Here is a 22,272-nt window from a genome sequence, read left to right as displayed (position 1 = left end):
TTCCGATCAGCCCTTCATCACGGAGGCGTCGTCGACCGCGATGTCGCCGCGGTTACGGAAGAAGGCCACCAGGATGGCCAGGCCGACGGCGGCCTCGGCCGCGGCCACGGTCAGGACGAACATGGCCATCAGCTGGCCCGACACGTCGTTGAGGTGGGTCGAGAAGGCCACGAAGTTGATGTTCACCGCGAGCAGGATCATCTCGATCGACATCAGGATGATGATGACGTTCTTGCGGTTCACGAAGATGCCGAAGACGCCGATGGTGAACAGCATGGCGGCGACCGCCAGATAGTGCTGGAGCGAGATGTCCATCACAGAAGCTCCTCGGGGGTGACGCCCTGGCCGGTAGCGACCGACTTGATCTCGACGGCCTTGGCGCGTTCGCGGTTGGCCTGGGCCGCCAGATCCTGGCGATGCACGCCCGGACGGTGACGCAGGGTCAGGACAATGGCGCCGATCATGGCGATCAGCAGGACCACGCCCGCCGCCTGGAAGAAGTAGACGTAGTCCGTGTAGAGCACGCGGCCGATCGTCTCGATGTTGGTGACGTCAGGACCCGCAGGAACCGGCGCCAAAGCGTCCTTGGCGGCCCCGCCTTGAACGACGCTGATCGACACCATGATCATCTCGGCCAGCAGCACGCCCGCCACGATGCCCGCCAGCGGCAGGTAGCGCGCGTAACCCTCGCGCAGCTTCACGAAGTCGACGTCCAGCATCATGACGACGAACAGGAACAGCACCGCCACGGCGCCGACGTAGACGACGACCAGCAGCATCGCCAAGAACTCGGCGCTCAGCAGCACAAACAGGCCGGCTGCCGAGAAGAAGGTCAGGATCAGCCAGAGGACGGAGTGCACGGGGTTGCGCGCGGTCACCACCAGAAGGGCGGAAACCACGGCGACCGTCGCCAGAAGATAGAAGGCCAGGCCTTGCAACATGTGCGGGACGACGCCCCTCTTCAAAACCAATGGCCCGGGCGGACACCCGGACCCTTCCAGAAATCGGCCCCGGCCCGAAGGTCAGGGTCAGCGTGGCGGAATCGCCGCTCCGTTTAGCGATACGGAGCGTCGAGTTCCAGATTCTTCGCGATCAGACGCTCCCAGCGGTCGCCGTTGTCCAGCAGGCGCGCCTTGTCATAGAGCAGTTCTTCGCGGGTCTCGGTGGCGAACTCGCTGTTCGGTCCCTCGACGATGGCGTCCACCGGGCAGGCCTCCTGGCACAGGCCGCAGTAGATGCATTTGACCATGTCGATGTCGTAGCGCGTCGTGCGGCGGCTGCCGTCGGCGCGCGGTTCGGCCTCGATGGTGATGGCCTGGGCTGGGCAGATCGCCTCGCACAGCTTGCAGGCGATGCAGCGTTCCTCGCCGTTCGGATAGCGGCGCAGGGCGTGTTCGCCGCGGAAGCGCGGCGACTGCGGGTTGCGCTCGAACGGATAGTTCACCGTGGCCTTGGGCTTGGCCATGTACTTCAGCGACAGGCCGACAGCGCCGAACACGTCGGTCAGCATCGCGCCCTTGGCCGCCTGAACGATACGGGTCAGCATTACGATTTCACTCCGGCGCACTCGCGTTCATAGCGGGCGCTTTCCTTGTCGAGAGTCTGGCACAGGCGCTGGCGTTCCGCCTCGCGCCGTTCAACTTCCTGCACCTTGCGCTCCCACTGATAGACCGAGACGGGCTCGGCCTCATAGGGCGCGCAGGCGCCGGCCGTCGCGGCGACGGCCAGGCCGATCAGCAGGGGCACGCGGATTCTCATCAGCCGCCCACCGCGAACACGCGCCACGCCGCCACAAAGACCACGGCCACCAGCGAGGCCGGCAGGAAGATCTTCCAGCCCAGACGCATCAGTTGGTCATAGCGGTAGCGAGGCACGAAGGCCTTCACCAGGGCGATCATGAAGAACCAGAAGACCACCTTCACGGCGAAGACCGCCAGGTAGAACAGGTTGGCGACGAAGGCCGGGACGCTGTTCAGGAAGTCGGTCGGGAAGCCCGGATTCCACCCGCCGCAGAACAGCAGGGTGATCATGGCGCACATGAAGACGATGTTGGCGTACTCGCCGATCATGAACAGCAGGTACGGGGTCGAGGAATACTCGACCTGATAACCGGCCACCAGCTCCGACTCCGCTTCCGGAAGGTCGAACGGCGGGCGGTTGGTCTCGGCCAGGGCCGAGATGAAGAAGACGATCGTCATCGGCAGCATGACGATGATCGTCGGCAGGGTCTCGAGGCCGCCGCCGAAGGCGTTCCAGTTCCAGATCCAACCCTGTTGCTGGGTCACAATCTCCGTCAGGTTCATCGTCCCGGCCAGCAGGATGACGTTGATGATGATGAGGCCCATCGAGACCTCATAGGACACCATCTGCGCCGCCGAACGCAGCGACCCCAGGAACGGATACTTCGAGTTCGAAGCCCAGCCGCCCATGATGATGCCGTACACGCCCAGCGAGCTGATCGCGAGGATGTACAGGATGCCGACGTTCAGGTCCGACACCACCCAGCCCGGCGCGAACGGGATCACCGCCCAGGCGATGAAGGCCAGCACGAAGCTGATCAGCGGGGCCAGGATGAAGACCACCTTGTCCGACCCGGCCGGGATGACGATCTCCTTCAGCACGAACTTGAAGAAGTCGGCGAAGGACTGCAGCAGGCCGAAGGGGCCGACCACGTTCGGACCCTTGCGCAGCTGAACGGCCGCCCAGATCTTGCGGTCGGCCAGCAGCAGGAAGGCCAGGGAGATCAGGATGCCGACCACGACCAGCAGGATCCCGCCCAGAGTGGCGAGGGTCCAGCCGACGGGGGTGGCCCAGAAGGAAGTCGCAGCGTCCATGTCTTACTCCGCCGCCAGGGCGACCGGCGCCGTCCGCTCAGCGGACAGTTGGGCCATGGTTTCACTGGCGCGCGCGATCGGGTTGGTCAGGTAGGGATCGGCGATGACGGAGACGAAGGCGACGTCGCCCAGGTCCCCCTTGGCGCCCAGCTTGGCGACGTCGAACGTCGCGGCCGGAGCCAGATAGTCGATGCGGCCGAAGGTCGGATGGTCGCCCATCAGCTTCGTGCGCAGCTGGTCGAGGGTGTCGAACGGCAGCTTGCAGCCGACGCGTTCCGACAGGGCGCGGATGATGGCCCAGTCGTCCTTGGCCTCGCCCTTCGGGAAGACCACGCGTTCGGCCATCTGAACCCGGCCCTCGGTGTTGACGTACAGGCCCGACTTCTCGGTGTAGGCCGCGCCCGGCAGGATCACGTCCGCGCCGTGCGCGCCGCGATCGCCGTGAGAGCCCAGATAGACGCGGAAGGCGCCCGAGGCGTCCGCGTTCACCTCGTCGGCGCCCAGCAGGAACAGCACGTCCAGCGCGCCCGGCTTCAGCATGCCGGCCACGTCCAGACCGCCCTCGCCCGGCAGGAAGCCCATGTCCAGACCGCCGACGCGCGCGGCGGCGGTGTGCAGGACGTTGAAGCCGTTCCAGCCGTCCTTGACCACGCCGACCTTCTTGGCCAGCGCGCCCAGGGCGTTCAGCACGGCCGGGCCGGTCTCGCCGGTCAGGGCGCCCGCGCCGACGATGATCGCCGGACGTTCGGCCTTGGTCAGGAAGTCGGTCGCGGCCTTGGGCAGCTTGCCCAGGGTCTTCGAACCGGCGCCCAGCCAGGCGTAGTCGTAGGTCAGGTCAGCCTGCGGGCCGATGACGCCGATTTCGACGCCGCCCTTCAGCCAGGTCTTGCGGATGCGCGCGTTCAGCAGCGGCGCTTCCGTACGCGGATTGGCGCCGACGATCAGGATGGCGTCAGCGTTTTCAATGCCTTGCAGGCCGGAGTTAAACAGCCAGCTCTCACGAGCCTCGCCGCCCATAGCCGCGCCGTCCTGACGGCAGTCGGTGTTGGCCGAGCCCAGCGCGCGGAACAGGTCCAGCGTCGCCTTCATCGACTCGGCGTCCTGCAGATCGCCGGCGATGGCGCCGATGCGGTCAGCCGAGGCAGCCTTGATCCTTGCGGCCACGACCGACAGGGCTTCGTCCCAGGAAGCGGGCCGCAGCTTGCCGTTTTCGCGCACCCACGGGCGGTCCAGACGACGCGCCTGCAGGCCGTCGACGGCATAGCGGCTCTTGTCCGACAGCCACTCCTCGTTGATGCCCTCGTTCACGCGCGGCAGCACGCGCATGACCTGGGCGCCGCGCGAGTCGGCGCGGATGTTGGAGCCGAGCGCGTCCATCACGTCGATGGTCTCGGTCTTCTTCAGCTCCCACGGGCGGTAGTGGTACTGCCAGGGGCGGTGCGTCAGGGCTCCAACGGGGCACAGGTCATTGACGTTGCCCGACAGCTCGCTGTCGATGTTCTTTTCCAGATAGGTCGTGATCTCGGCGCTTTCGCCGCGCGAGATCATGCCGATGTCCGGGACGCCAGCCACTTCGGTGATGAAGCGAACACAACGCGTGCACTGGATGCAGCGCGTCATGAACGTCTTGACCGTCGGGCCCATGTTCTTTTCTTCGACCGCGCGCTTGTTCTCGCCATAGCGCGAACCGTCACGGCCGTAGCCGACAGCCTGGTCCTGCAGGTCGCATTCGCCGCCCTGGTCGCAGATCGGGCAGTCCAGCGGGTGGTTGATGAGCAGGAACTCCATCACCCCTTCGCGGGCCTTCTTCACCATCGGCGTGTCGGTGAAGATTTCCTGGCCGTCGGCGGCCGGCAGCGCGCACGAAGCCTGCGGCTTCGGCGGTCCAGGCTTCACCTCGACCAGACACATGCGGCAGTTGCCGGCGATGGACAGGCGCTCGTGGTAGCAGAACCGCGGGATTTCCTGCCCGGCGCGCTCGGCGACCTGCAGCACGGTCATGCCCGGTTCGAACTCGACTTCAACGCCGTTGACCTTGGCGATAGGCATTACGATTACTCCGCCGCGATCGCGTGGCCGGCGAAGTTCGCGCGGCGGCTGCGGTAGGTGTGGATGCGCTCTTCAATCTCGTGACGGAAGTGCCGGATCAGGCCCTGAACGGGCCAGGCGGCGGCGTCGCCGAGGGCGCAGATGGTGTGACCTTCGACCTGACCGGCCACGTCGAGCAGCAGGTCGATCTCGGACGGGTCGGCGTCGCCGATCGCCATGCGTTCCAGCACGCGCCACATCCAGCCGGTGCCTTCACGGCACGGCGTGCACTGGCCGCAGCTCTCGTGCTTGAAGAAGTAGCTGATGCGGGCGATCGCCTTCACGATGTCGGTGGACTGGTCCATGACCGTCACGCCGGCGGTGCCCAGCGACGAGCGATGCTCGCGCATGGAATCGAAGTCCATCAGGGCGACTTCGGCCTGTTCGCGCGTGATCACCGGGCAGGACGCGCCGCCGGGGATGATGGCCTTCAGGTTTTCCCAGCCGCCGCGCACGCCGCCGCCGTGATCCTCGATCAACTGGCGCAGCGGAATCGACATGGCCTCTTCGACCACGCAGGGCGTGTTCACGTGACCCGACAGCGACATCAGCTTGGTGCCGGTGTTGTTCGGACGACCGAAGCTCGCGAACCAGTCGGCGCCGCGACGCAGGATGGTGCCGACCACGGCGATCGACTCGACGTTGTTGACGGTCGTCGGGCAACCATAGAGGCCCGCGCCCGCCGGGAACGGCGGCTTCAGGCGCGGCTGGCCCTTCTTGCCTTCCAGCGACTCCAGCAGAGCCGTCTCTTCGCCGCAGATGTAGGCCCCGGCGCCGTGGTGGATATAGACGTGGAAATCCCAGCCGTGGACGTTGTCGTCGCCGATCAGCTTGGCCTCATAGGCCTGCTTGACGGCGGCTTCCATGCGCTCGCGCTCGAGGATGTATTCGCCGCGCAGATAGATGTAGCAGGCGTGGGCCTTCATCGCGAAGGAGGCGATCAGAGCGCCTTCGATCAGCAGGTGCGGATCATGACGCATGATCTCGCGGTCCTTGCAGGTCGCGGGCTCGGACTCATCTGCGTTGATGACCAGGTAGTGAGGGCGATCCTTCACTTCCTTGGGCATGAAGGACCACTTCAGCCCGGTCGAGAAACCGGCGCCGCCACGTCCGCGCAGGCCCGAGTTCTTGACGTTGTTGATGATCCAGTCGCCGCCAAGGTCCAGCATGTCCTTGGTGGCGTTCCACGCGCCGCGCTTCTTCGCACCCTCAAGGCCCCAATCGTGGAAGCCATAGAGGTTGGTGAAGATCCGATCCTTGTCTTGGAGGATGCCGACCATGATCCCTTAAAGTCCTTCCGCCATGCGGCGTTTATGGTGGCGGGTGCGCTGGAAGACGGCGTAGATCACCAGCACCCATCCGATAGCCAACAGGCCATAGGCCGCCATCACCGCGTTGTCAGTCAGGCCGAAACGGCCGTCGCGCGCGAACATAACCAATGCGGCCGCGACCACGATGCAAGCCAGGCCAGCCCAACGCTGACGCCAGCCCACGCGACGCAGTTCGGCCCGATAGGCCGCCCTGCCCGCTTCTGTTTCGAGGTCCGGCCGCGCCATCAGGCCGGCGCCTTTTCAGCGACAGGCTCCGAGTTCGGCAGCTTCGTAATCTTCTGGGCGGCCGAGCCGTCGTACAGCGCCGGGTCCGTCAGAACGCGCGCGCCGCCCACAGGCTCAGACGTGTGACGGCCGACATAGCTGCCCGCCTTCGGCGTCTTGCCCGCCGCGAAATCATCGATGATCTGAGCCATATTCTCAGGCGTCAGGTCCTCGTAATAGAGGTCGTTGATCTGGGCCACCGGCGCGTTCGAGCAGGCCCCGATGCATTCGACTTCCTGCCAGGTGAAGCGGCCGTCGGCGGATAGCTCGTCCTTGGGGCCGATCTTCTCGCGGCACACGCGCATCAGATCATTGGAGCCGCGCAGCATGCACTGCGTCGTGCCGCAGACCTGGATCAGCGCGGTCTTACCGACCGGCGTCAGCTGGAACATGGTGTAGAAGGTCGCGACCTCCAGCACCCGGATGTAAGCCATGCCCAGCAGGTCGCCGATGGCGCGCAGCGAAGGCTCGGACACCCAGCCTTCCTGCTTCTGGACCAGCCACAGGATCGGGATCACCGCCGACTGGCGACGCGATTCCGGGTACTTCTTGATCCACCACTGAGCCTTTTCCATCGTCTCCTTCGAAAACTCGAAAGATGACGGTTGCTCCTTGGCGAGACGACGAACGCTCATCGGTCCACTTCTCCGAACACCATGTCGAGCGAGCCGAGGATGGCGGACACGTCCGCCAGCATGTGGCCGCGGTTCATCCAGTCCATCGCCTGCAGGTGACGGAAACCAGGGGCCGACAGCTTGACGCGGTAGGGTTTGTTGGTGCCGTCCGACACCAGATAGACGCCGAACTCGCCCTTCGGCGCCTCGACGGCCGCATAGACCTCGCCTTCCGGAGTGCGGAAGCCCTCGGTGTAGAGCTTGAAGTGGTGGATCAGCGCTTCCATCGAACGCTTCATCTCACCGCGACGCGGCGGGGCGATCTTGTTGTCTTCGGTCAGGACCGGCTCGCCGGGGCAGTTGCGCAGCTTGTGGATGCACTGCTCCATGATGCGCACCGACTGGCGCATCTCTTCGACGCGGCACAGATAGCGGTCCCAGCAGTCGCCGTTCTTGCCGACGGCGATGTCGAACTCCATGTCGGCGTAGCAGTCGTACGGCTGGGCCTTGCGCAGGTCCCAGGCGATGTCGGAGCCGCGCAGCATGACGCCCGAGAAGCCCCACGCCAGGGCGTTCTCCTTGGACACCACGCCGATGTCGACGTTGCGCTGCTTGAAGATGCGGTTCTCGGTGACCAGGCTTTCGATGTCGTTCAGCGCGGCCGGGAACTCGGCGCACCAGCGGCCGATGTCGTCGATCAGCTCGGGCGTCAGGTCCTGGTGGACGCCGCCCGGGCGGAAGTAGTTGGCGTGCAGACGAGCGCCGCAGGCGCGCTCGTAGAAGACCATCAGCTTCTCGCGCTCTTCATGGCCCCACAGCGGCGGGGTCAGGGCGCCCACGTCCATGGCCTGCATGGTCGCGTTCAGAAGGTGGTTCAGGATACGGCCCATCTCCGAGTACAGGACCCGGATCAGCTGGCCGCGATACGGCACGTCGATCTCCAGCAGGCGCTCGATGGCCAGGCAGAAGGCGTGCTCCTGGTTCATCGGCGAGACGTAGTCCAGCCGGTCCAGGTAGGGGATGTTCTGGAGGTAGGTGCGCGCCTCCATCAGCTTCTCGGTGCCCCGGTGCAGCAGGCCGATGTGCGGATCAACGCGCGTGACCAGCTCGCCGTCCAGCTCCAGCACCAGACGCAGCACGCCGTGCGCGGCCGGGTGTTGCGGGCCGAAGTTGATGGTGAACTTGCGGTCGTCCATCGCCCGCGCGTGCGGGGTCAGGCCGTCTTCGTAGTCCTCGAACGGGTCGATGGCCGAACCGAGCGGCGCGGGCATGTTCTTGACGTCGGCCATTACTGCGCTCCCGCCTTTTCATCGCCCGGCAGGACCGATGTCGGATAGTCGGCGCCTTCCCACGGAGACAGGAAGTCGAAGTTGCGGAATTCCTGCGTCAACTTCACCGGCTCATAGACGATGCGCTTCTGCTCTTCGTCGTAGCGGACCTCGACATAGCCCGTCATCGGGAAGTCCTTGCGCAGCGGGTGCCCCTGGAAACCGTAGTCGGTCAGGATGCGGCGCATGTCCGGGTGGTCCGAGAAGATCATGCCGTACATGTCGAAGGCTTCACGCTCGAACCAGCCCGCCGACGGATAGACCGACGTCACGCTGGGGACCGGCTGCACTTCATCGGTCGACACCTTGACGCGAACCCGCGCGGCGCGGGTCAGCGACAGCAGGTGATAGACGACTTCGAACCGCTCGGCGCGGTCGGGATAGTCGGCGCCGCAGACATCCATGCACTGCTGGAAGCCGAACTGATCGCGCAGGGCCGTCATGATCTCGACGATCTTCTCGCGCGGAGCGATCAGGGTCAGTTCGCCATAGGCCACCACGGCCTCGACGCCGAGCGCCGCGACCATTTCAGTGCCCAGGGGCGTCAGGGCGGATTCGCGCTCCGCAACGCGCACCAGTTCGCTCATCGCTCGATGGTCCCCGTGCGGCGGATCTTCTTCTGCAGTTGCAGGATGCCGTACAGCAGGGCCTCGGCGGTCGGCGGGCAGCCCGGGACATAGACGTCCACCGGCACCACGCGATCGCAACCGCGCACGACGCTGTAGCTGTAGTGATAGTAACCGCCGCCGTTGGCGCAGCTGCCCATCGAGATGACGTAGCGCGGGTCCGGCATCTGGTCATAGACCTTGCGCAGGGCCGGGGCCATCTTGTTGGTCAGGGTGCCGGCGACGATCATCAGGTCCGACTGGCGCGGCGAACCGCGCGGCGCGGTGCCGAAACGCTCCAGGTCGAAGCGCGGCATCGACAGGTGGATCATCTCCACGGCGCAGCAGGCCAGACCGAACGACATCCACATCAGCGAACCCGTGCGGGCCCAGGTGATCACGTCGTCCAGCGAGGTCGTCAGGAAGCCGCGCTCGCCCAGCTCCGTATTGACGGATTCGAAGAACTTGTCGTGGATCTTGGGATCATAGCCCTCGACGGTCGAACGCGCCGCCGAACCGGCGGGGACCAGGGGGCTAGAGGGGGCGATCACTGCCATTCCAGTGCTCCCTTCTTCCATTCATAGATGAAGCCGACCGTGAGGACGCCCAGGAAGACCATCATCGACCAGAAGGCGAAAATCATGCCGCCGTGCGACAGATCGAACATCGACACCGCCCACGGGAACAGGAAGGCGATTTCCAGGTCGAAGATGATGAAGAGGATCGACACCAGATAGAAGCGCACGTCGAACTTCATGCGCGCGTCGTCAAAGGCGTTGAAGCCGCACTCATAAGCCGAGAGCTTCTCGGTATCGGGGTTCTTGGGGGCCAACACCCAGGCCGCCAGCATGAAGCCGGCGCCGAGCACGATGGCGATGCCCAGGAAAACGACGATCGGAAGATATTCTAGAAGAAATTCGTTCATTCGAGCTGCCTCGCCCGCCGGGAGGTAGGGGGCGGATTCGGGGCTTCTTAGACCCAACCTCGCCAGGGTTCAAACCCATGTCGGCAAAGGTTTTTTGTTGCGAATGGTTCGCAGTTTTTTGCGCGATTTGCCGCAGCCTTCGCGATTGCCTCCTATGCCGCTGATCCGCGAAATGCGCTGTCGCCTATCCTGAACCCAGAGCTTGCGCATGAACTTGGCCGCCCGCCTGCTGAACACCGTCGAGCGTATCGGCAATCGGCTGCCAGATCCCGTCTTCCTGTTCCTGTGGCTGATCCTCGGTCTGGTCGTGCTGAGCCTGGTCGGCGCGGGCCTGGGCTGGTCTGCGGTCAATCCGGTGACCGGCGAGGTGCTGCAGGCGCAGAGCCTTTTGTCACCCGCCAATCTAGAGCGGCTGTTCATCGGCATGCCGCGCACGCTGGCGGATTTCCCGCCGCTGGGGATCGTCATCACAATCATCTACGGCGCGTCGGTGGCGGAGCGGACAGGCCTGTTTTCTACAGCGATCCGTGGCGCGCTGCTGAATGCGCCGCGCTTCATCCTGACGCCGATCGTGGTGATCACCGGCATGGTGTCGCACCACGCGTCGGACGCGTCCTATGTCGTGGTGATTCCACTGGCGGCCGTCATCTTCGCCGCCGCAGGCCGCCACCCCCTCGCCGGCCTGGCCGCTGGCTTCGCCGCCGTGTCGGGCGGCTATGCGGGCAACCTCTTCCCAGGCGCCAGCGACGCCTTGATCCTGGGGATCACCGAACCGGCGGCCCATCTGATCGATCCATCCTACGCCGTCAGCATCGCGGGCAACTGGTTCTTCATCGTCGGGGTGGTGATCGTCTTCACACCCATCGTCTGGTTCCTGACCGACCGCGTCATCGAGCCGCGCCTGGGCGCGTGGATCCCGCACGACGCGGCCCCCGTCGCGGCCGAAGAGAAGACGCCCCTGACCGCCGCCGAGAAGCGCGGCCTGGCCTGGGCCGGCCTGACCATCCTGGCGATGATCGCCGTCTGGGCCGCGGTGACCTTCCTGCCCGGATCCCCCTTCGTCGACGCAGACGCCGAGCCGGAACAAAAGTTCAACCCGCTCTATCGCTCGCTCGTCGCCTTCTTCGCCCTGACCTTCTTCATGGCGGGCGCGGCCTTCGGCGCCGGGTCCGGCTCGATCAAGACCCACCACGACCTGGTGCGGATGATGCGCGAGGGGATCAGCCAACTGGCCCCCTACATCGTCCTGGCCTTCTTCGCCGCCCACTTCGTCGCCATGTTCAACTGGTCGGGCCTGGGGCCCATCCTCGCGGTCAACGCCGCCGCTTCTCTGCGCGAACTGGCCCTGCCGACGCCTCTGCTGCTGATCATGGTGGTGCTGGTGTCCTGCATCTTCGACCTGTTCATCGGCTCGGCCTCGGCCAAGTGGTCGGCCTTGGCGCCCATCGTCGTGCCTATGTTCATGCTGCTGGGCATCAGCCCCGAGATGACGACCGCCGCCTATCGCATGGGTGATTCCGTCACCAACATCGCCACGCCGCTGATGAGCTACTTCCCGCTGATCCTGACTTTCGCCCAGCGTTGGGATCCGAGATTCGGGCTGGGATCGCTGATGGCGACCATGCTGCCTTACGCAGGAGCCTTCCTGATTGCGGGCCTGATCATGGTCGCGTCGTGGGTGGCCCTGGACCTGCCGCTTGGGCCGGGCGTGGGCGTGCACTACGAGCCGCCGCCTCCCGCCACGGCTTCGCAACTGCCCGCAGACGGCGGAATTTCCGGCCCGGCCGCTCCGCCGCAAGCCGCCGCCCCGTCGTCTTCGCGCTGATTTGATTTATCCACAGCCGCGTCGCTTGACGTACGGCGCAGCCCCGCCTAAACGACGCCCCTCGCCGGGGCGCACAGTCGCTTCGGATGGGAACGCGGGTGTAGCTCAGTTGGTTAGAGTGCCGGCCTGTCACGCCGGAGGTCGCGGGTTCGAGCCCCGTCACTCGCGCCACTCCTCTCAAGGCTTTGAGGGAGTGGCGCACCGCCCTTCCCTCTTCTCCTGAAAATCGAACTCGAACGCTGGCGCGGCTTTCGCACGCGCAGATTCCCGCGCCGAAGCGCTAGTTGAGCGGCAACCGCTCTCGCGGCGTGACGAAGGCGGCTTTGCCGGTGAGTTCGCCGTAAAGCATCGTCAGGTCTTCGAAGACGCGATTCCAGGCGAACTGCTCGACCGCCTTGACCCGCGCCGCGGCGCCGAGCGCCTCGACGTCGCGCGCGAACAGGGCCTCGATCGCTTCGGCGTAGTCGACCGGGTCGGCCGAGGCGGCCAACTGCCCCACGCTGTCATCGACAGTCTCAGCGACGCCGCCCGAGTTGACGCCGACCACGGCCCGCCCGCAGGCCATCGCCTCCAGCACGATCAGGCCGAACGGCTCCTTGTCATTGGCGTGCACGAAGGCGTCGCAGCTGGCGATGATGCGAGCCACGGCGCGCGGGTCCTTCTCATACGGCAGGGAAATCACGCGATCTTCCGGCGGCATTCCCGCACCGGCGCCGACCAGCACCAGATGATAAGGCGCGCCCAGCCGCTGCACCGCGTCGATCAGCACGCCGACGTTCTTCTCCTTGGCCGGACGCCCGGCGAAGCACAGCAATCGGGCGTCTGCCCCCAGGCCCAGCTTCTTCAACAGCCAGTCGCGATCCCGACGGTCCGGATGGAAGGTGTCGACCTCTACGCCCAGGGGCCGGACGACGATGCCCCCCACGCCGGCTTCTTCCAGGCGCTGTGCAATGAAGCGGCTCGGCGAGACCACGCGATCGAACTGAGAGAACAGTTTGGCCCAGCGCTTCTCCACCGGCTTTTTCGCCCACTCGCCAAAGTGCAGCGCCGCCAGGGCCGCCGGATCCGAATGACAGAAGCCCACGACCGGGCAGCCGACCCTCTGGCCCGCCTCAAGCGCGCCCTGCCCCGGCGTATACGGGTCGCCCGCTTCGATCAGCGCGGGATTGAGCGACGACACCCATGCGCCCCAGCGGCGCACCGAGCCGGGCCAACGGTAGCCGTCCCCGAAAGGCAGCTTAGGGGCCTGCAACCGCACGACGCCGTCAGAACTCGCCCGATAACCGGCCCCGGGGACGACAAGACTGTGCGCCACGTCGGGGCGATTCTCGGCCAGCCACGCCTTCTTGGACAGCAGGTATCGCTTCACCCCGCCCGATCGCGGCGCAAAAAGCATGGTGGTGTCCACCAACCGAGGGCGATCCTCCGCCGCGCAGGCCTTCAGCGCGCGAAGCGTCGCGGCGACCTCATCATCCAAGCCCGGAAACAGACGCAGTTCGCTTTCCTGGACATCGATGGGGCTGACGCTCATGCCTTGGGCCTTTCCGCTGAACTTCTTCACGCTAACGCCAAGGCTCCGGCTTTGGATGCGGGACGGTGCAAATCATCGTCCGGCAGATTGCTCGCCCTAACGCCGGCAGCGGCAACGCTGCAAGCCGGAAGCGCATATGGCTGAGCTTGTAACGCGCGTCGCCAGGATTTTCATCTGCCGTTCAGCTTCCTCTCTCTACCTCCAGGCCTTGCATTCGCCTCAAATTCAAGAAACTTGGGGCATGTGGGTGCTGACCCTGTTAGGAGGGGCGCCTCATTCCTTGCGCGTGCGACCACGAGGGGTTTCATTACCAATGCGTATTCTGCTCGCGACCGCTGTAGCGATCGCTCCTCTGATCGTCGCAGCCGGCGCCCAGGCCGAACAGGTCATCTCGAACGGCCGCACTACGCCCATCAGCACGTCCACAGCCAACAATGGCGCGCGCGATGACGTGCGGATCGCCAGCGGCGGCTCCATCGCGCTCACGTCCGGAGCGGCGGTGACGCTCGATTCCAGCAACAGCGTCAAACTCGACGCCGGCTCCAAGATCGACATGCTGAAGGCTGCCGACGGCGCCACCGGCATACTGGCCAATGGCGGCAACACCGGCGACATCACCATCGGCGGCGCCATCACCATCACCGATGCGATCGACGAGTATAAGGACGACGACAAGGACGGCGACCTGGATGGCCCCTTCGCCGAGGGCGACAACCGCTACGGCGTGCGCGTCACCGGCGACGCGCCTCTGACCGGCAACATCCGAATCGAGAACACAGGCGTCATTCGCGTCGAGGGCAACAACTCCGCCGGCCTGTCCGTGGAAGCGCCGCTCACCGGCAATATCGTCAACATGGGTCAGATCAACGTTGTCGGCGACAACGGGTATGGCATCCGCACGACCGGCGATGTCAGCGGCGATGTCACCCTGCTGGGCAGCGTCGGCGTGGTCGGCGAGAACTCGACCGGCGTGGCCATCGACGGCGATGTCGGCGGTCAGGTCAAGATCCAGGGCGCTGTCACCGCCACCGGCTATCGCTATACGGCGGCCCCGCCGTCCAAGCCCACCACGGGCGAGCCGTGGCCCGGCCAAGTCTACCTCGAGAACCTCGACGCCGACGACCTCCTGCAAGGCGGTCCGGCTGTTCGGATCGCGGGCGATGTCGGCAAGGGGGTCGTGTTTGACACCGCCCCGTCCTACGGCGCCGGTGGCATCGAAGGCGATGACGACGGCGACGGCGTCAAGAACGGCGACGAAGACGACGACGGCGACGGCAAGAAGAACCGCGAAGACGACGACCGCGACGGCGACGGCATCTTGGACAGCCAGGAAACCACTGCGTCCATCCGCTCCTTCGGCGGTGCGCCGGCCGTGCTCGTCGGCTCGGCCGACAGCGCGATCACTCTGGGCGCGGCCGGGACAGGCGATTCCGCTTATGGCCTGATCAACCGCGGCGCGATCGAAGCGACGGGCGTGTACAAGGACATCGACGCCAAGGCCGTGCAGATCGGCGGCACAGGCCAGGATGTGACGGTCGTCGGCGGCTTCCGCAACGAAGGAACGGTCATCGCTTCTGCGGTGTCGGCAGACAGCACTACGGTCTTGGTCGGCGAGGGCGCCTCTTTGCCCACGATCTCCAACCGCGGCGCCATTCAGGGCTCGATCACCTCCTCCGACGCCGACACTGCCAGCGGCGTTCTGATCAAGAGCGGCGCCAATGTCGGTTCGGTCTCGAACTCGGGCAATATCGCCGTTGCGGTGAACGGGTCGAAGGGTTCGGCCGTGGCGATCCGCGATGAGTCGGGGACCCTCTCCACCATCGACAACACCGGCCGCATCATCGCCTTCGGCACACCCGAGAAGGATGTCGAGCGCACCGGTTCGGCCATCGCTGTGGATGTCAGCGCCAACACGACCGGCGTCACCTTGGTTCAGGACGGCGTCGTCATCCCGGACCACAAGCTGCCCGACGCTGACGGCGACGGCGTGCCAGACGCCAATGAACCGGCCATCGTCGGCGACATCCGCTTCGGCGCCGGCGCCGATGTGCTGGACGTGCGCAACGGCACGGTGACCGGCGACATCTCGTTCGGGACTGGCGCCGACAGCCTGTCGATCAGCGGCGGCGCTGTGGTCAGGGGCAAGCTGTCGAACGCCGACGGCCTGCTCGACATCGACATCTCCAAGGGCGTGCTGGATGCCCAGCAGTCCGCGAGCTTGGACATCTCCAGCCTGAACGTCGGCGAAGACGGCAAGCTGATCGTCACTCTGGACGAGGCGACTGCCGACGAGTTCCGATACAATGTGTCCGGGTCGGCTGACCTGGCCGGCGCCAGCAGCCTTGGCGTTCGCTTCAACTCCCTGATCGCCGCGGAGGGGACGACCAGCTTCAAGGTGATCAAGGCGGGTGATCTGAACGCTGGCGACCTGACGTCCGAGCAACTGCAATCCAATTCGCCCTACGCCTTCGTCGTCGAGATCGGCGACGTCACGGCGAACGAACTGTCGATCGACGCGCGCAGGATCACGGCCGAAGAGGCCAATATGATCGGCTCGGAAGCCGCCGCCTTCGACGTCCTTTACGCGGGCCTGGCCGACAATGAACTGATCCGGGCGGCCTTGCTGAACCAGACCGATCGTGAAGGCTTCTTCAACGTCTACGAGCAGCTGCTGCCCGACCACTCGGGCGGACCGCTGCTGTCCCTGGCCAGCGGCGTCGACGCCGTGACTCGCGCCCTGACCGGCCGCAACGCCGCGGCCGCGCCGGGCGAGACCAGCGCCTGGGTGCAGGAGATCAACTTCTACGCCGACAAGGACAAGACCGACACCTACGGCTTCCGTTCCGAGGGCTTCGGCCTGGCGGGCGGCGTCGAGCGCGGCACCGACATGGGCGCCTTCGGCGTGACGGCGGCCTTCACCTCGTCCGACCTGGAGGATCCGGAGTCCGCGGCGGAGGAGGTCCTGTCGGCCAGCCTGCTGGAGCTCGGCCTCTACTGGCGCGCTCAGGGCCAGTTCTGGACGACCTGGGCCCGCGCAGCCGGCGGCTACGCCTCGTTCAATGCGACGCGCAGGTTGGTCGCCGACGGGGTCAATCTGAAGAACGAGTCCGACTGGAACGGCTTCACCCTGGCCGCCGCCGGCGGCGCTTCGTACGAGCGCCATTTCGGTCGCCTGAACATCCGCCCCGAGGCCTACGTCGAATACTTCTCGCTGAGCGAGGACGCCCGTTCCGAACGTGGCGGCGGCGACGGCTTCGATCTGGATATCGACGAGCGCGACGGCCACCTGTTCTCGGGCGTCGCCGCCGTCAACATCGGCTACGGCTTCGGCAAGGACAACTGGATCCGTCCGGAGGTCCGTCTGGGCTGGCGTCAGAACTTCTCGGTCGACGCCGGGAGCACCATCGCGCGCTTCGCTTCGGGCGGCGACGCCTTCACCCTGGCCCCCGCCAGCATCGAAGGCGGCGGTCCGGTCCTGGGCTTCCGCCTGAACGTCGGCAACGACCTGGGCATGCTCGCCATCACTGGCGACGCAGAGCTGCTGGAAGACTACGTCCGCTACACCCTGTTGCTGCGAGCCAGCTTCAAGTTCTGATCCTTCTTCGGATTACCGATCAAAAGAGGCCGTCGGATTCGTTCCGGCGGCCTTTTCCATATCTTGCCGTCGCTTCTCGCGGACCTATGATCCCTCGGAGTTCAGAGGGGGACTGATATGAACAAGTTTGCCTGGGCGGCCTGCGCCCTAATTCTCACTGCCCATGCGCCAGCGCTCGCCCAGGCGCCGTCGGCTGGTCAGGTCGCCCTGCCCGCCGCTGACCGTGGCCTGTTCACGGGTCAGGATTTGTTCGGCCTGGAGGTCGCCTCCGACGCCCAGATCAGTCCGGATGGCCGCCAGATCGCCTATGTCCGCCAGACGGCCGACATCATGACCGACCAGATGCGGCCCACCATCTGGCTGATCGACGTCAAGACGGGCCAACACTCGCCGCTGATCGCCTCCGCCGGTTCGCACCGCCAGCCGCGCTGGTCGCCCGATGGGACGCGCCTGTCCTACATCTCGAACGCCGAGGGAGGCGCGCCGCAGCTGTTCGTCCGCTGGATGGCGTCGGGTGAAGCGGTTCGCGTCACCAACCTGCCCAACACTCCTTCCAGCATCAGCTGGTCGCCCAACGGCGAACAGCTAGCCTATTCGGTCCTGGTTCCCGGCGACAAGCCCAAGATCGGCTCCCCCCTGGCCAAGCCGGAAGGCGCCAAATGGGCGCCCCCGCTGGAGATCATCGACGCCGTCACCTACCGCTCGGACGGCCAGGGCTATCTCAAGCCCGGTTTCCGGCACGTCTTCGTGGCAGGCTCCCAGGGGGGCGGCGCGCGCCAGCTGACCCACGGCGACTTCAATCACGGCGGCGGCCTGTCCTGGTCGGCTGATTCCCGCACCCTCTATCTCAGCGCCAACCGTCGACCCGACTGGCAGCGCGAAGCTGCCGACAGCGAAGTGTTCGCCCTGGACGTGCAGACCGGCGGCCTGACCGCCCTGACCAGCCGCGCCGGCCCCGACAACTCGCCCGTCGCCTCGCCCGACGGCCGCCGCATCGCCTATCTTGGCTACGACGACAAGCGGATGGGCTATCACAACACCCGCCTCTATGTGATGGACGCCGACGGCTCGAACAGCCGCGTGCTGACGCCAAACCTGGACCGGTCGGTCAAGTCGCCGGTGTGGAGCCGCGACGGCCGTTCGGTTTATGTCGCCTATGACGACCAGGGCCGCAGCAAGGTCGCCCGCGTGTCGATGGACGGCGCGATCACCACCCTGATCGAAGACCTGACCGGCGACGACATCGGTCGGCCCTACACCGGCGGCGACTTCACCGTGGCCGACGACGGCGCCATCGCCTTCACGCGCGGCGCGCCCACGCGCCCGGCTGACGTCCATGTGCTTAAGGGCGGACGGAGCACCCAGCTGACGCGCCTGAACGCAGACTTCCTCAGCGCCCGCCGCCTGGGCGAGGTGCGCCGCATCCAGGTCGCCTCGTCCCACGACCAGCGCGCGGTCGAAAGCTGGCTGACCCTGCCGGCCGACTACGTCGAGGGCCAGAGCTATCCGCTGGTGCTGGAAATCCACGGCGGCCCGTTCGCGGCCTATGGCCCGCACTTCGCCACCGACAACCAGCTGTTCGCCGCAGCCGGCTACGCCGTGCTGTCGGTCAATCCGCGCGGCTCGACCTCCTACGGGGACGAGTTCGCCAACCTGATCCACCACAACTATCCGTCGAACGACTATGACGACCTGATCAGCAGCGTCGACGCCGTCATCGCCCAGGGCGTCGCGGATCCGAACCGCCTGTTCGTCACCGGCGGCTCGGGCGGCGGGGTGCTGACCAGCTGGATCGTCGGCAAGACGGACCGCTTCAAGGCCGCCGTGGTCCAGAAGCCCGTCATCGACTGGGCCAGCTTCGTGCTGACGGCCGACAACCCCGCCTTCTTCGCCCGCTACTGGTTCGGCGAATATCCGTGGGAGAACCCTGAGGCCTACTGGCGCCGGTCGCCGCTGTCGCTGGTCGGCAATGTGAAGACGCCGACCATGGTCGTCGTCGGCGACGAGGACTACCGCACCCCGGTCAGCGAGTCGGAGCAGTACTACACCGCCCTGCAACTGCGCGGCGTGCCCACGGCGCTGGTCAAGATCCCCGGCGTCGGGCACAGCCTGGCTGTCCGCCCCTCCCAGAACGCGGCCCGCATGAACGCCATGATCGAGTGGTTCGAACGCTACAAGGACGGCGCCCCGGCGACGCCGACGCAATAAGACCCTGCCCCCGCGCCCGTCTTGCGGCGGGCGCGGGGTTCAGCGTGGCGTTAGTTGACATTTAACCAGAACACTTACAGAACATCACCAACGGTTCACGCCTTGTTCTGGATTCGCCGCCATGCTCACGAAGAAACAGCACGAACTCCTGATGTTCATTCATGAGCGCATTCGGGAAACGGGCGTGTCGCCCTCCTTTGACGAGATGAAGGAGGCGCTGGACCTGGCGTCCAAGTCCGGGATCCACCGCCTGATCACGGCGCTGGAGGAACGCGGCTTCATCCGCCGTCTCGCCCACCGCGCCCGCGCGCTGGAGGTGGTGAAGCTGCCCGAACAGGCCACGGCCGCCGCGCCCGCCAGAGGCCGCACTCCTTTCAAGCCTGACGTGATCCAGGGCGGCGGCCTGAACCCGCGCCCGGCCGTCGCCGAGGCCGCCAACGATGTCCGGGACCTGCCCCTGCTGGGCAAGATCGCCGCCGGCACCCCCATCGCCGCGATCCAGCACGAACGCGAGCGCCTGCCGGTTCCCGAGGCCATGCTGGGCGCGGGCGAACACTATCTGCTCGAGATCGAGGGCGATTCCATGATCGAGGCGGGTATCCTCGATGGCGACACGGTCATCATCAAGCGGGTGGAGAACGCCTCCTCAGGCGAGATCGTCGTCGCCCTGGTTGAAGGCGAGGAGGCCACGCTGAAGCGCCTGCGCAAGAAGGGCCAGTCCATCGCCCTGGAGCCCGCCAACAGCGCCTATGAAACCCGCATCTTCGGCCCCGATCAGGTTGAGGTTCAGGGCAAGCTGGTCGGCCTGCTGCGGCGATACCACTGAGAACTGGGCAGAGACGCCACGCGCGCCTTCTTTCCACTCATCCCAGCGGACAACGGGACCCAGAACTTTGGCCGCAAGCGGGGCCGTTTGATTGTCCGCCGACCTTCCCTGGCCAGCGACAGCACATGTGGCTCTTAATGGATCACGGCGTCCGCGAGGATGAGCGGGTTAGGAGTGAGCACCGCTCCACGGCCGCCTGCCCCGCACCTCAGCCGCCCACAAGGCGCGCCAGCCGCCCGCTTCGTCCCGCCACAACTCCACCGATCCGCCGCGCGCATAGTCGGCGCCGTCCAGCACCAACCGCCCGTCGCATGATGCCGGCAAGGTTGTGATCGCGGCGCGCACGCTGACCACCTGCGCGCTGCGGCACATCTGATCCAGTTGCTCTGGTCCCGGCGCCGCCTTGCCCCACCACAGCGCCAGCGGCCCCGGTTCGCCGTCCGGCGCGCAGTAGGACCGCTTACAAGTCCAGCCCTCGGGGGACCAGGCGACGGGCTCAAGTCCTCGTCGCCGAGACCACAGGTCGCTGGCGAACTGGCGCACCGCAGGTCGGATCACGACCGCCTCGCGTTCCAGCCGATAGGCCGCGTTGGCCCCGCCATCGCCGATCCAGATGTCCGGCGGAGCCGGGCGCGGCCAGATCAGCACAGCGGCCGCAAAGGGCAGACCCAGCAACCGCCACCATCCCCGCCAGAGGCACATGAACAATATGCCCAGAAACGCCACTGGAAGAGCCGCCGCCGGGGCGCTCGCGATCCCCTTCACCGCGCCAGGCAGATTGGCCGCCCAATGTCCGATCGCCAGCATGGCGTCCACCGACTGACCCGCCACCCACAGGAATGGCGCGCCCAGCCCCAACGGCTCCAGCGCCGCGCCCAGCGCCAGCGCGGGCATCATCACAAAGTCCGCCAGCGGCGCCGTCGCCAGGTTGGCGATCAGGCCATAGACGGCCGTGCGATTGAAATGCTGCATGGCGAAGGGCCCGGTCGCCATCCCCGCCACCAGACTGGCGGCGCATGCGGCCAGCAGCCAGCTGCCCAACCGCTGCACGGCGACGATGGGCCAGGGCGCGGCGAACTCACGGATTCGGCGCGGCCAAACCTCGACCAGGGCGACCAGGGCCGCCGTCGCGGCGAACGACATCTGAAATCCCGGCGTCACGACGGCCTCGGGCCGTAGCAACAGGACGACAAAGGCCGCTGCCGAGAGCGCCCGCATCGTCACCGCCTGGCGATCTGTCAGGACCGCCAGAAAAGCGATCGACGCCGTAATCGCGGCGCGCTCGGCCGGCGGCGGCGCGCCTGAAATGACCAGATAGGTCCCGACCGCGATCAACCCTGCGATCGCCGCCGCCTTCTTGCCCGACACACGCAACGCCAGCCACGGCCACGCAGCAACCAGGAGGCGGGCCGCAAAGAAGACAAATCCGCCCACGACCGCCATGTGCAGGCCCGAGATCGACAGGATGTGCGCCAGTCCGGAATCCCGCATGGCGTCCAGATCCGGGTCCTGAATCCACGTCTCGTGGCCGGTCGTCATGGCCGCCGCCACCCCGCCGGTTCGCTCGCCCAGACGCGCCACGATCCGCTCGGCCAGGGCATAGCGGACCGCATTGATCTTCATCGCCGCCCTGACCCGCCACGGCGGCGAGGCGAGCACCGCCGGACGCGTCGGCCCCAGGGCGAACAGGGTCCCGCCCATCCCCTTGAAATAGGCGTTGCGGCCGAAGTCGTAAGCGCCGGGACTGGCGGGCGGCGGCGGCGGGTTCAAAATGCCGAACACCCGGATCGGCGCGCCCGGCGGCGGGGGCGCCCCCTTCACCGTCACGCGCAGCCGCTCGGGCGTCTGCTCCGACGACAGGCCGCGCACGCGGACGGGCGCCACCACCACACGCGCCCCGTTCTGGCCGGACGAGTCCACGTCGATGACCCAGCCCTCGACCTGGGTCGGCGCCATATCCGCAGGCGCGATCGGCGCCGCCACAGCCTCTGTTCTCAGCTTGGCCACCGCCAGTCCGCTCGAGAAACAGGCCAGCATCAGCAGCATCAGGGTCGCCCAACGCGGCAGGCCTCTAGCCCGGCCGATGATCCAGGCGCAAAGCAGGACGGCGGCGCCCAGCGCCAACGGCCAAGTCGTCGGCTCGTCCTTCAGGGTGAAATAGGCCGCGCACCCTGCGCCAAAGCAGACCGACGACCACAGCGGCCAGCGTTCGACCTGCGCCCGCGCGTCGGCGAGCAGGCTGGCAAATAACCGGGGCATAAGGGTTCGCTTCCCCACGGGCGGGCGTATAAGACCCTG

General features: G+C 66.4%; 19 protein-coding genes and 1 tRNA gene. 5 read left to right on the top strand and 15 right to left on the bottom strand.

What is annotated here, in order from left to right; genetic code table 11:
• Positions 1–6: 6 nt before the first annotated feature.
• From nuoK to H9656_RS02055, 13 genes are all read right to left on the bottom strand, one after another.
• Positions 7–315: an NADH-quinone oxidoreductase subunit NuoK gene (nuoK, locus tag H9656_RS02115; protein ID WP_191742619.1), complete on the bottom strand. Its 309-nt coding sequence runs from the start codon at positions 313–315 to the stop codon at positions 7–9.
• Entirely contained in the window at positions 315–941 is a 627-nt protein-coding gene (locus H9656_RS02110) for an NADH-quinone oxidoreductase subunit J (protein ID WP_191742618.1), read from the bottom strand. The genes nuoK and H9656_RS02110 overlap by 1 nt, the downstream gene beginning before the upstream one ends.
• 113 nt (positions 942–1,054) lie before the next feature.
• Positions 1,055–1,546 carry an NADH-quinone oxidoreductase subunit NuoI gene (gene nuoI, locus H9656_RS02105; protein WP_003170180.1) on the bottom strand — a complete coding sequence of 164 codons (492 nt, stop codon included), beginning with the start codon at positions 1,544–1,546 and terminating at the stop codon, positions 1,055–1,057.
• Positions 1,546–1,746 carry a hypothetical protein gene (locus tag H9656_RS02100; RefSeq protein WP_167349632.1) on the bottom strand — a complete coding sequence of 67 codons (201 nt, stop codon included), beginning with the start codon at positions 1,744–1,746 and terminating at the stop codon, positions 1,546–1,548. Before H9656_RS02100 ends, nuoI begins: the two co-directional genes overlap by 1 nt.
• 11 nt (positions 1,747–1,757) lie before the next feature.
• Complete coding sequence (nuoH, locus tag H9656_RS02095; RefSeq protein WP_121483230.1) at positions 1,758–2,834, bottom strand: NADH-quinone oxidoreductase subunit NuoH; 1,077 nt, start codon at positions 2,832–2,834, stop codon at positions 1,758–1,760.
• A 3-nt stretch (positions 2,835–2,837) separates the two neighbouring features.
• Positions 2,838–4,883 (bottom strand): NADH-quinone oxidoreductase subunit NuoG, encoded by a 2,046-nt coding sequence (gene nuoG / locus H9656_RS02090; protein ID WP_191742617.1) that lies wholly within the window; start codon positions 4,881–4,883, stop codon positions 2,838–2,840.
• A 5-nt stretch (positions 4,884–4,888) separates the two neighbouring features.
• Complete coding sequence (nuoF, locus tag H9656_RS02085) at positions 4,889–6,202, bottom strand: NADH-quinone oxidoreductase subunit NuoF (protein ID WP_121483232.1); 1,314 nt, start codon at positions 6,200–6,202, stop codon at positions 4,889–4,891.
• 6 nt (positions 6,203–6,208) lie between these two features.
• Positions 6,209–6,478 (bottom strand): hypothetical protein, encoded by a 270-nt coding sequence (locus H9656_RS02080; protein WP_119412174.1) that lies wholly within the window; start codon positions 6,476–6,478, stop codon positions 6,209–6,211.
• A complete protein-coding gene (nuoE, locus tag H9656_RS02075; RefSeq protein WP_191742616.1) occupies positions 6,478–7,152 on the bottom strand; it encodes an NADH-quinone oxidoreductase subunit NuoE in 675 nt (224 codons plus the stop codon). The genes H9656_RS02080 and nuoE overlap by 1 nt, the downstream gene beginning before the upstream one ends.
• Positions 7,149–8,327, bottom strand: a complete 1,179-nt coding sequence (locus H9656_RS02070) for an NADH-quinone oxidoreductase subunit D (protein WP_225212312.1) — start codon at positions 8,325–8,327, stop codon at positions 7,149–7,151. The genes nuoE and H9656_RS02070 overlap by 4 nt, the downstream gene beginning before the upstream one ends.
• 92 nt (positions 8,328–8,419) lie before the next feature.
• Positions 8,420–9,046 (bottom strand): NADH-quinone oxidoreductase subunit C, encoded by a 627-nt coding sequence (locus H9656_RS02065; RefSeq protein WP_191742615.1) that lies wholly within the window; start codon positions 9,044–9,046, stop codon positions 8,420–8,422.
• On the bottom strand, positions 9,043–9,642 hold the full coding sequence (locus tag H9656_RS02060; RefSeq protein WP_119412176.1) for a NuoB/complex I 20 kDa subunit family protein: 600 nt from the start codon (positions 9,640–9,642) through the stop codon (positions 9,043–9,045). Before H9656_RS02060 ends, H9656_RS02065 begins: the two co-directional genes overlap by 4 nt.
• Entirely contained in the window at positions 9,612–9,989 is a 378-nt protein-coding gene (locus tag H9656_RS02055; protein ID WP_191742614.1) for an NADH-quinone oxidoreductase subunit A, read from the bottom strand. The genes H9656_RS02060 and H9656_RS02055 overlap by 31 nt, the downstream gene beginning before the upstream one ends.
• A gap of 208 nt (positions 9,990–10,197) precedes the next feature.
• On the opposite strand from H9656_RS02055, the gene H9656_RS02050 reads away from it, so the two are divergent.
• Positions 10,198–11,814 carry an AbgT family transporter gene (locus tag H9656_RS02050; RefSeq protein ID WP_191742613.1) on the top strand — a complete coding sequence of 539 codons (1,617 nt, stop codon included), beginning with the start codon at positions 10,198–10,200 and terminating at the stop codon, positions 11,812–11,814.
• Between the two features lie 94 nt (positions 11,815–11,908).
• Positions 11,909–11,985, top strand: a tRNA-Asp gene (locus tag H9656_RS02045).
• Positions 11,986–12,094: 109 nt separating this feature from the next.
• Here H9656_RS02045 and H9656_RS02040 read toward each other — a convergent pair.
• The gene (locus tag H9656_RS02040) at positions 12,095–13,345 is read right to left on the bottom strand and encodes a glycosyltransferase (RefSeq protein ID WP_191742612.1); all 1,251 of its coding nucleotides are present in this window, start codon (positions 13,343–13,345) and stop codon (positions 12,095–12,097) included.
• Between the two features lie 313 nt (positions 13,346–13,658).
• Between H9656_RS02040 and H9656_RS02035 the strand changes: the two genes are divergently transcribed.
• The 3 genes from H9656_RS02035 (at position 13,659) to lexA (ending at position 19,974) form a co-directional block, all read left to right on the top strand.
• Positions 13,659–16,940 (top strand): autotransporter outer membrane beta-barrel domain-containing protein, encoded by a 3,282-nt coding sequence (locus H9656_RS02035; RefSeq protein ID WP_191742611.1) that lies wholly within the window; start codon positions 13,659–13,661, stop codon positions 16,938–16,940.
• A 117-nt stretch (positions 16,941–17,057) separates the two neighbouring features.
• On the top strand, positions 17,058–19,148 hold the full coding sequence (locus H9656_RS02030; RefSeq protein ID WP_191742610.1) for a S9 family peptidase: 2,091 nt from the start codon (positions 17,058–17,060) through the stop codon (positions 19,146–19,148).
• Positions 19,149–19,269: 121 nt separating this feature from the next.
• Complete coding sequence (lexA, locus tag H9656_RS02025) at positions 19,270–19,974, top strand: transcriptional repressor LexA (RefSeq protein ID WP_191742609.1); 705 nt, start codon at positions 19,270–19,272, stop codon at positions 19,972–19,974.
• 168 nt (positions 19,975–20,142) lie between these two features.
• Here lexA and H9656_RS02020 read toward each other — a convergent pair whose 3' ends face one another.
• Positions 20,143–22,233, bottom strand: coding sequence for a ComEC/Rec2 family competence protein (locus H9656_RS02020; RefSeq protein ID WP_191742608.1), 2,091 nt, complete (start codon positions 22,231–22,233; stop codon positions 20,143–20,145).
• Positions 22,234–22,272: the final 39 nt, after the last annotated feature.

It is taken from the genome of Brevundimonas guildfordensis, from assembly GCF_014836405.1.
GTDB classification, from domain to species: domain Bacteria; phylum Pseudomonadota; class Alphaproteobacteria; order Caulobacterales; family Caulobacteraceae; genus Brevundimonas; species Brevundimonas guildfordensis.
The sequence above is the reverse complement of the archived record's forward strand: the minus strand, read 5'-3'. Positions and strand labels throughout refer to the sequence as shown.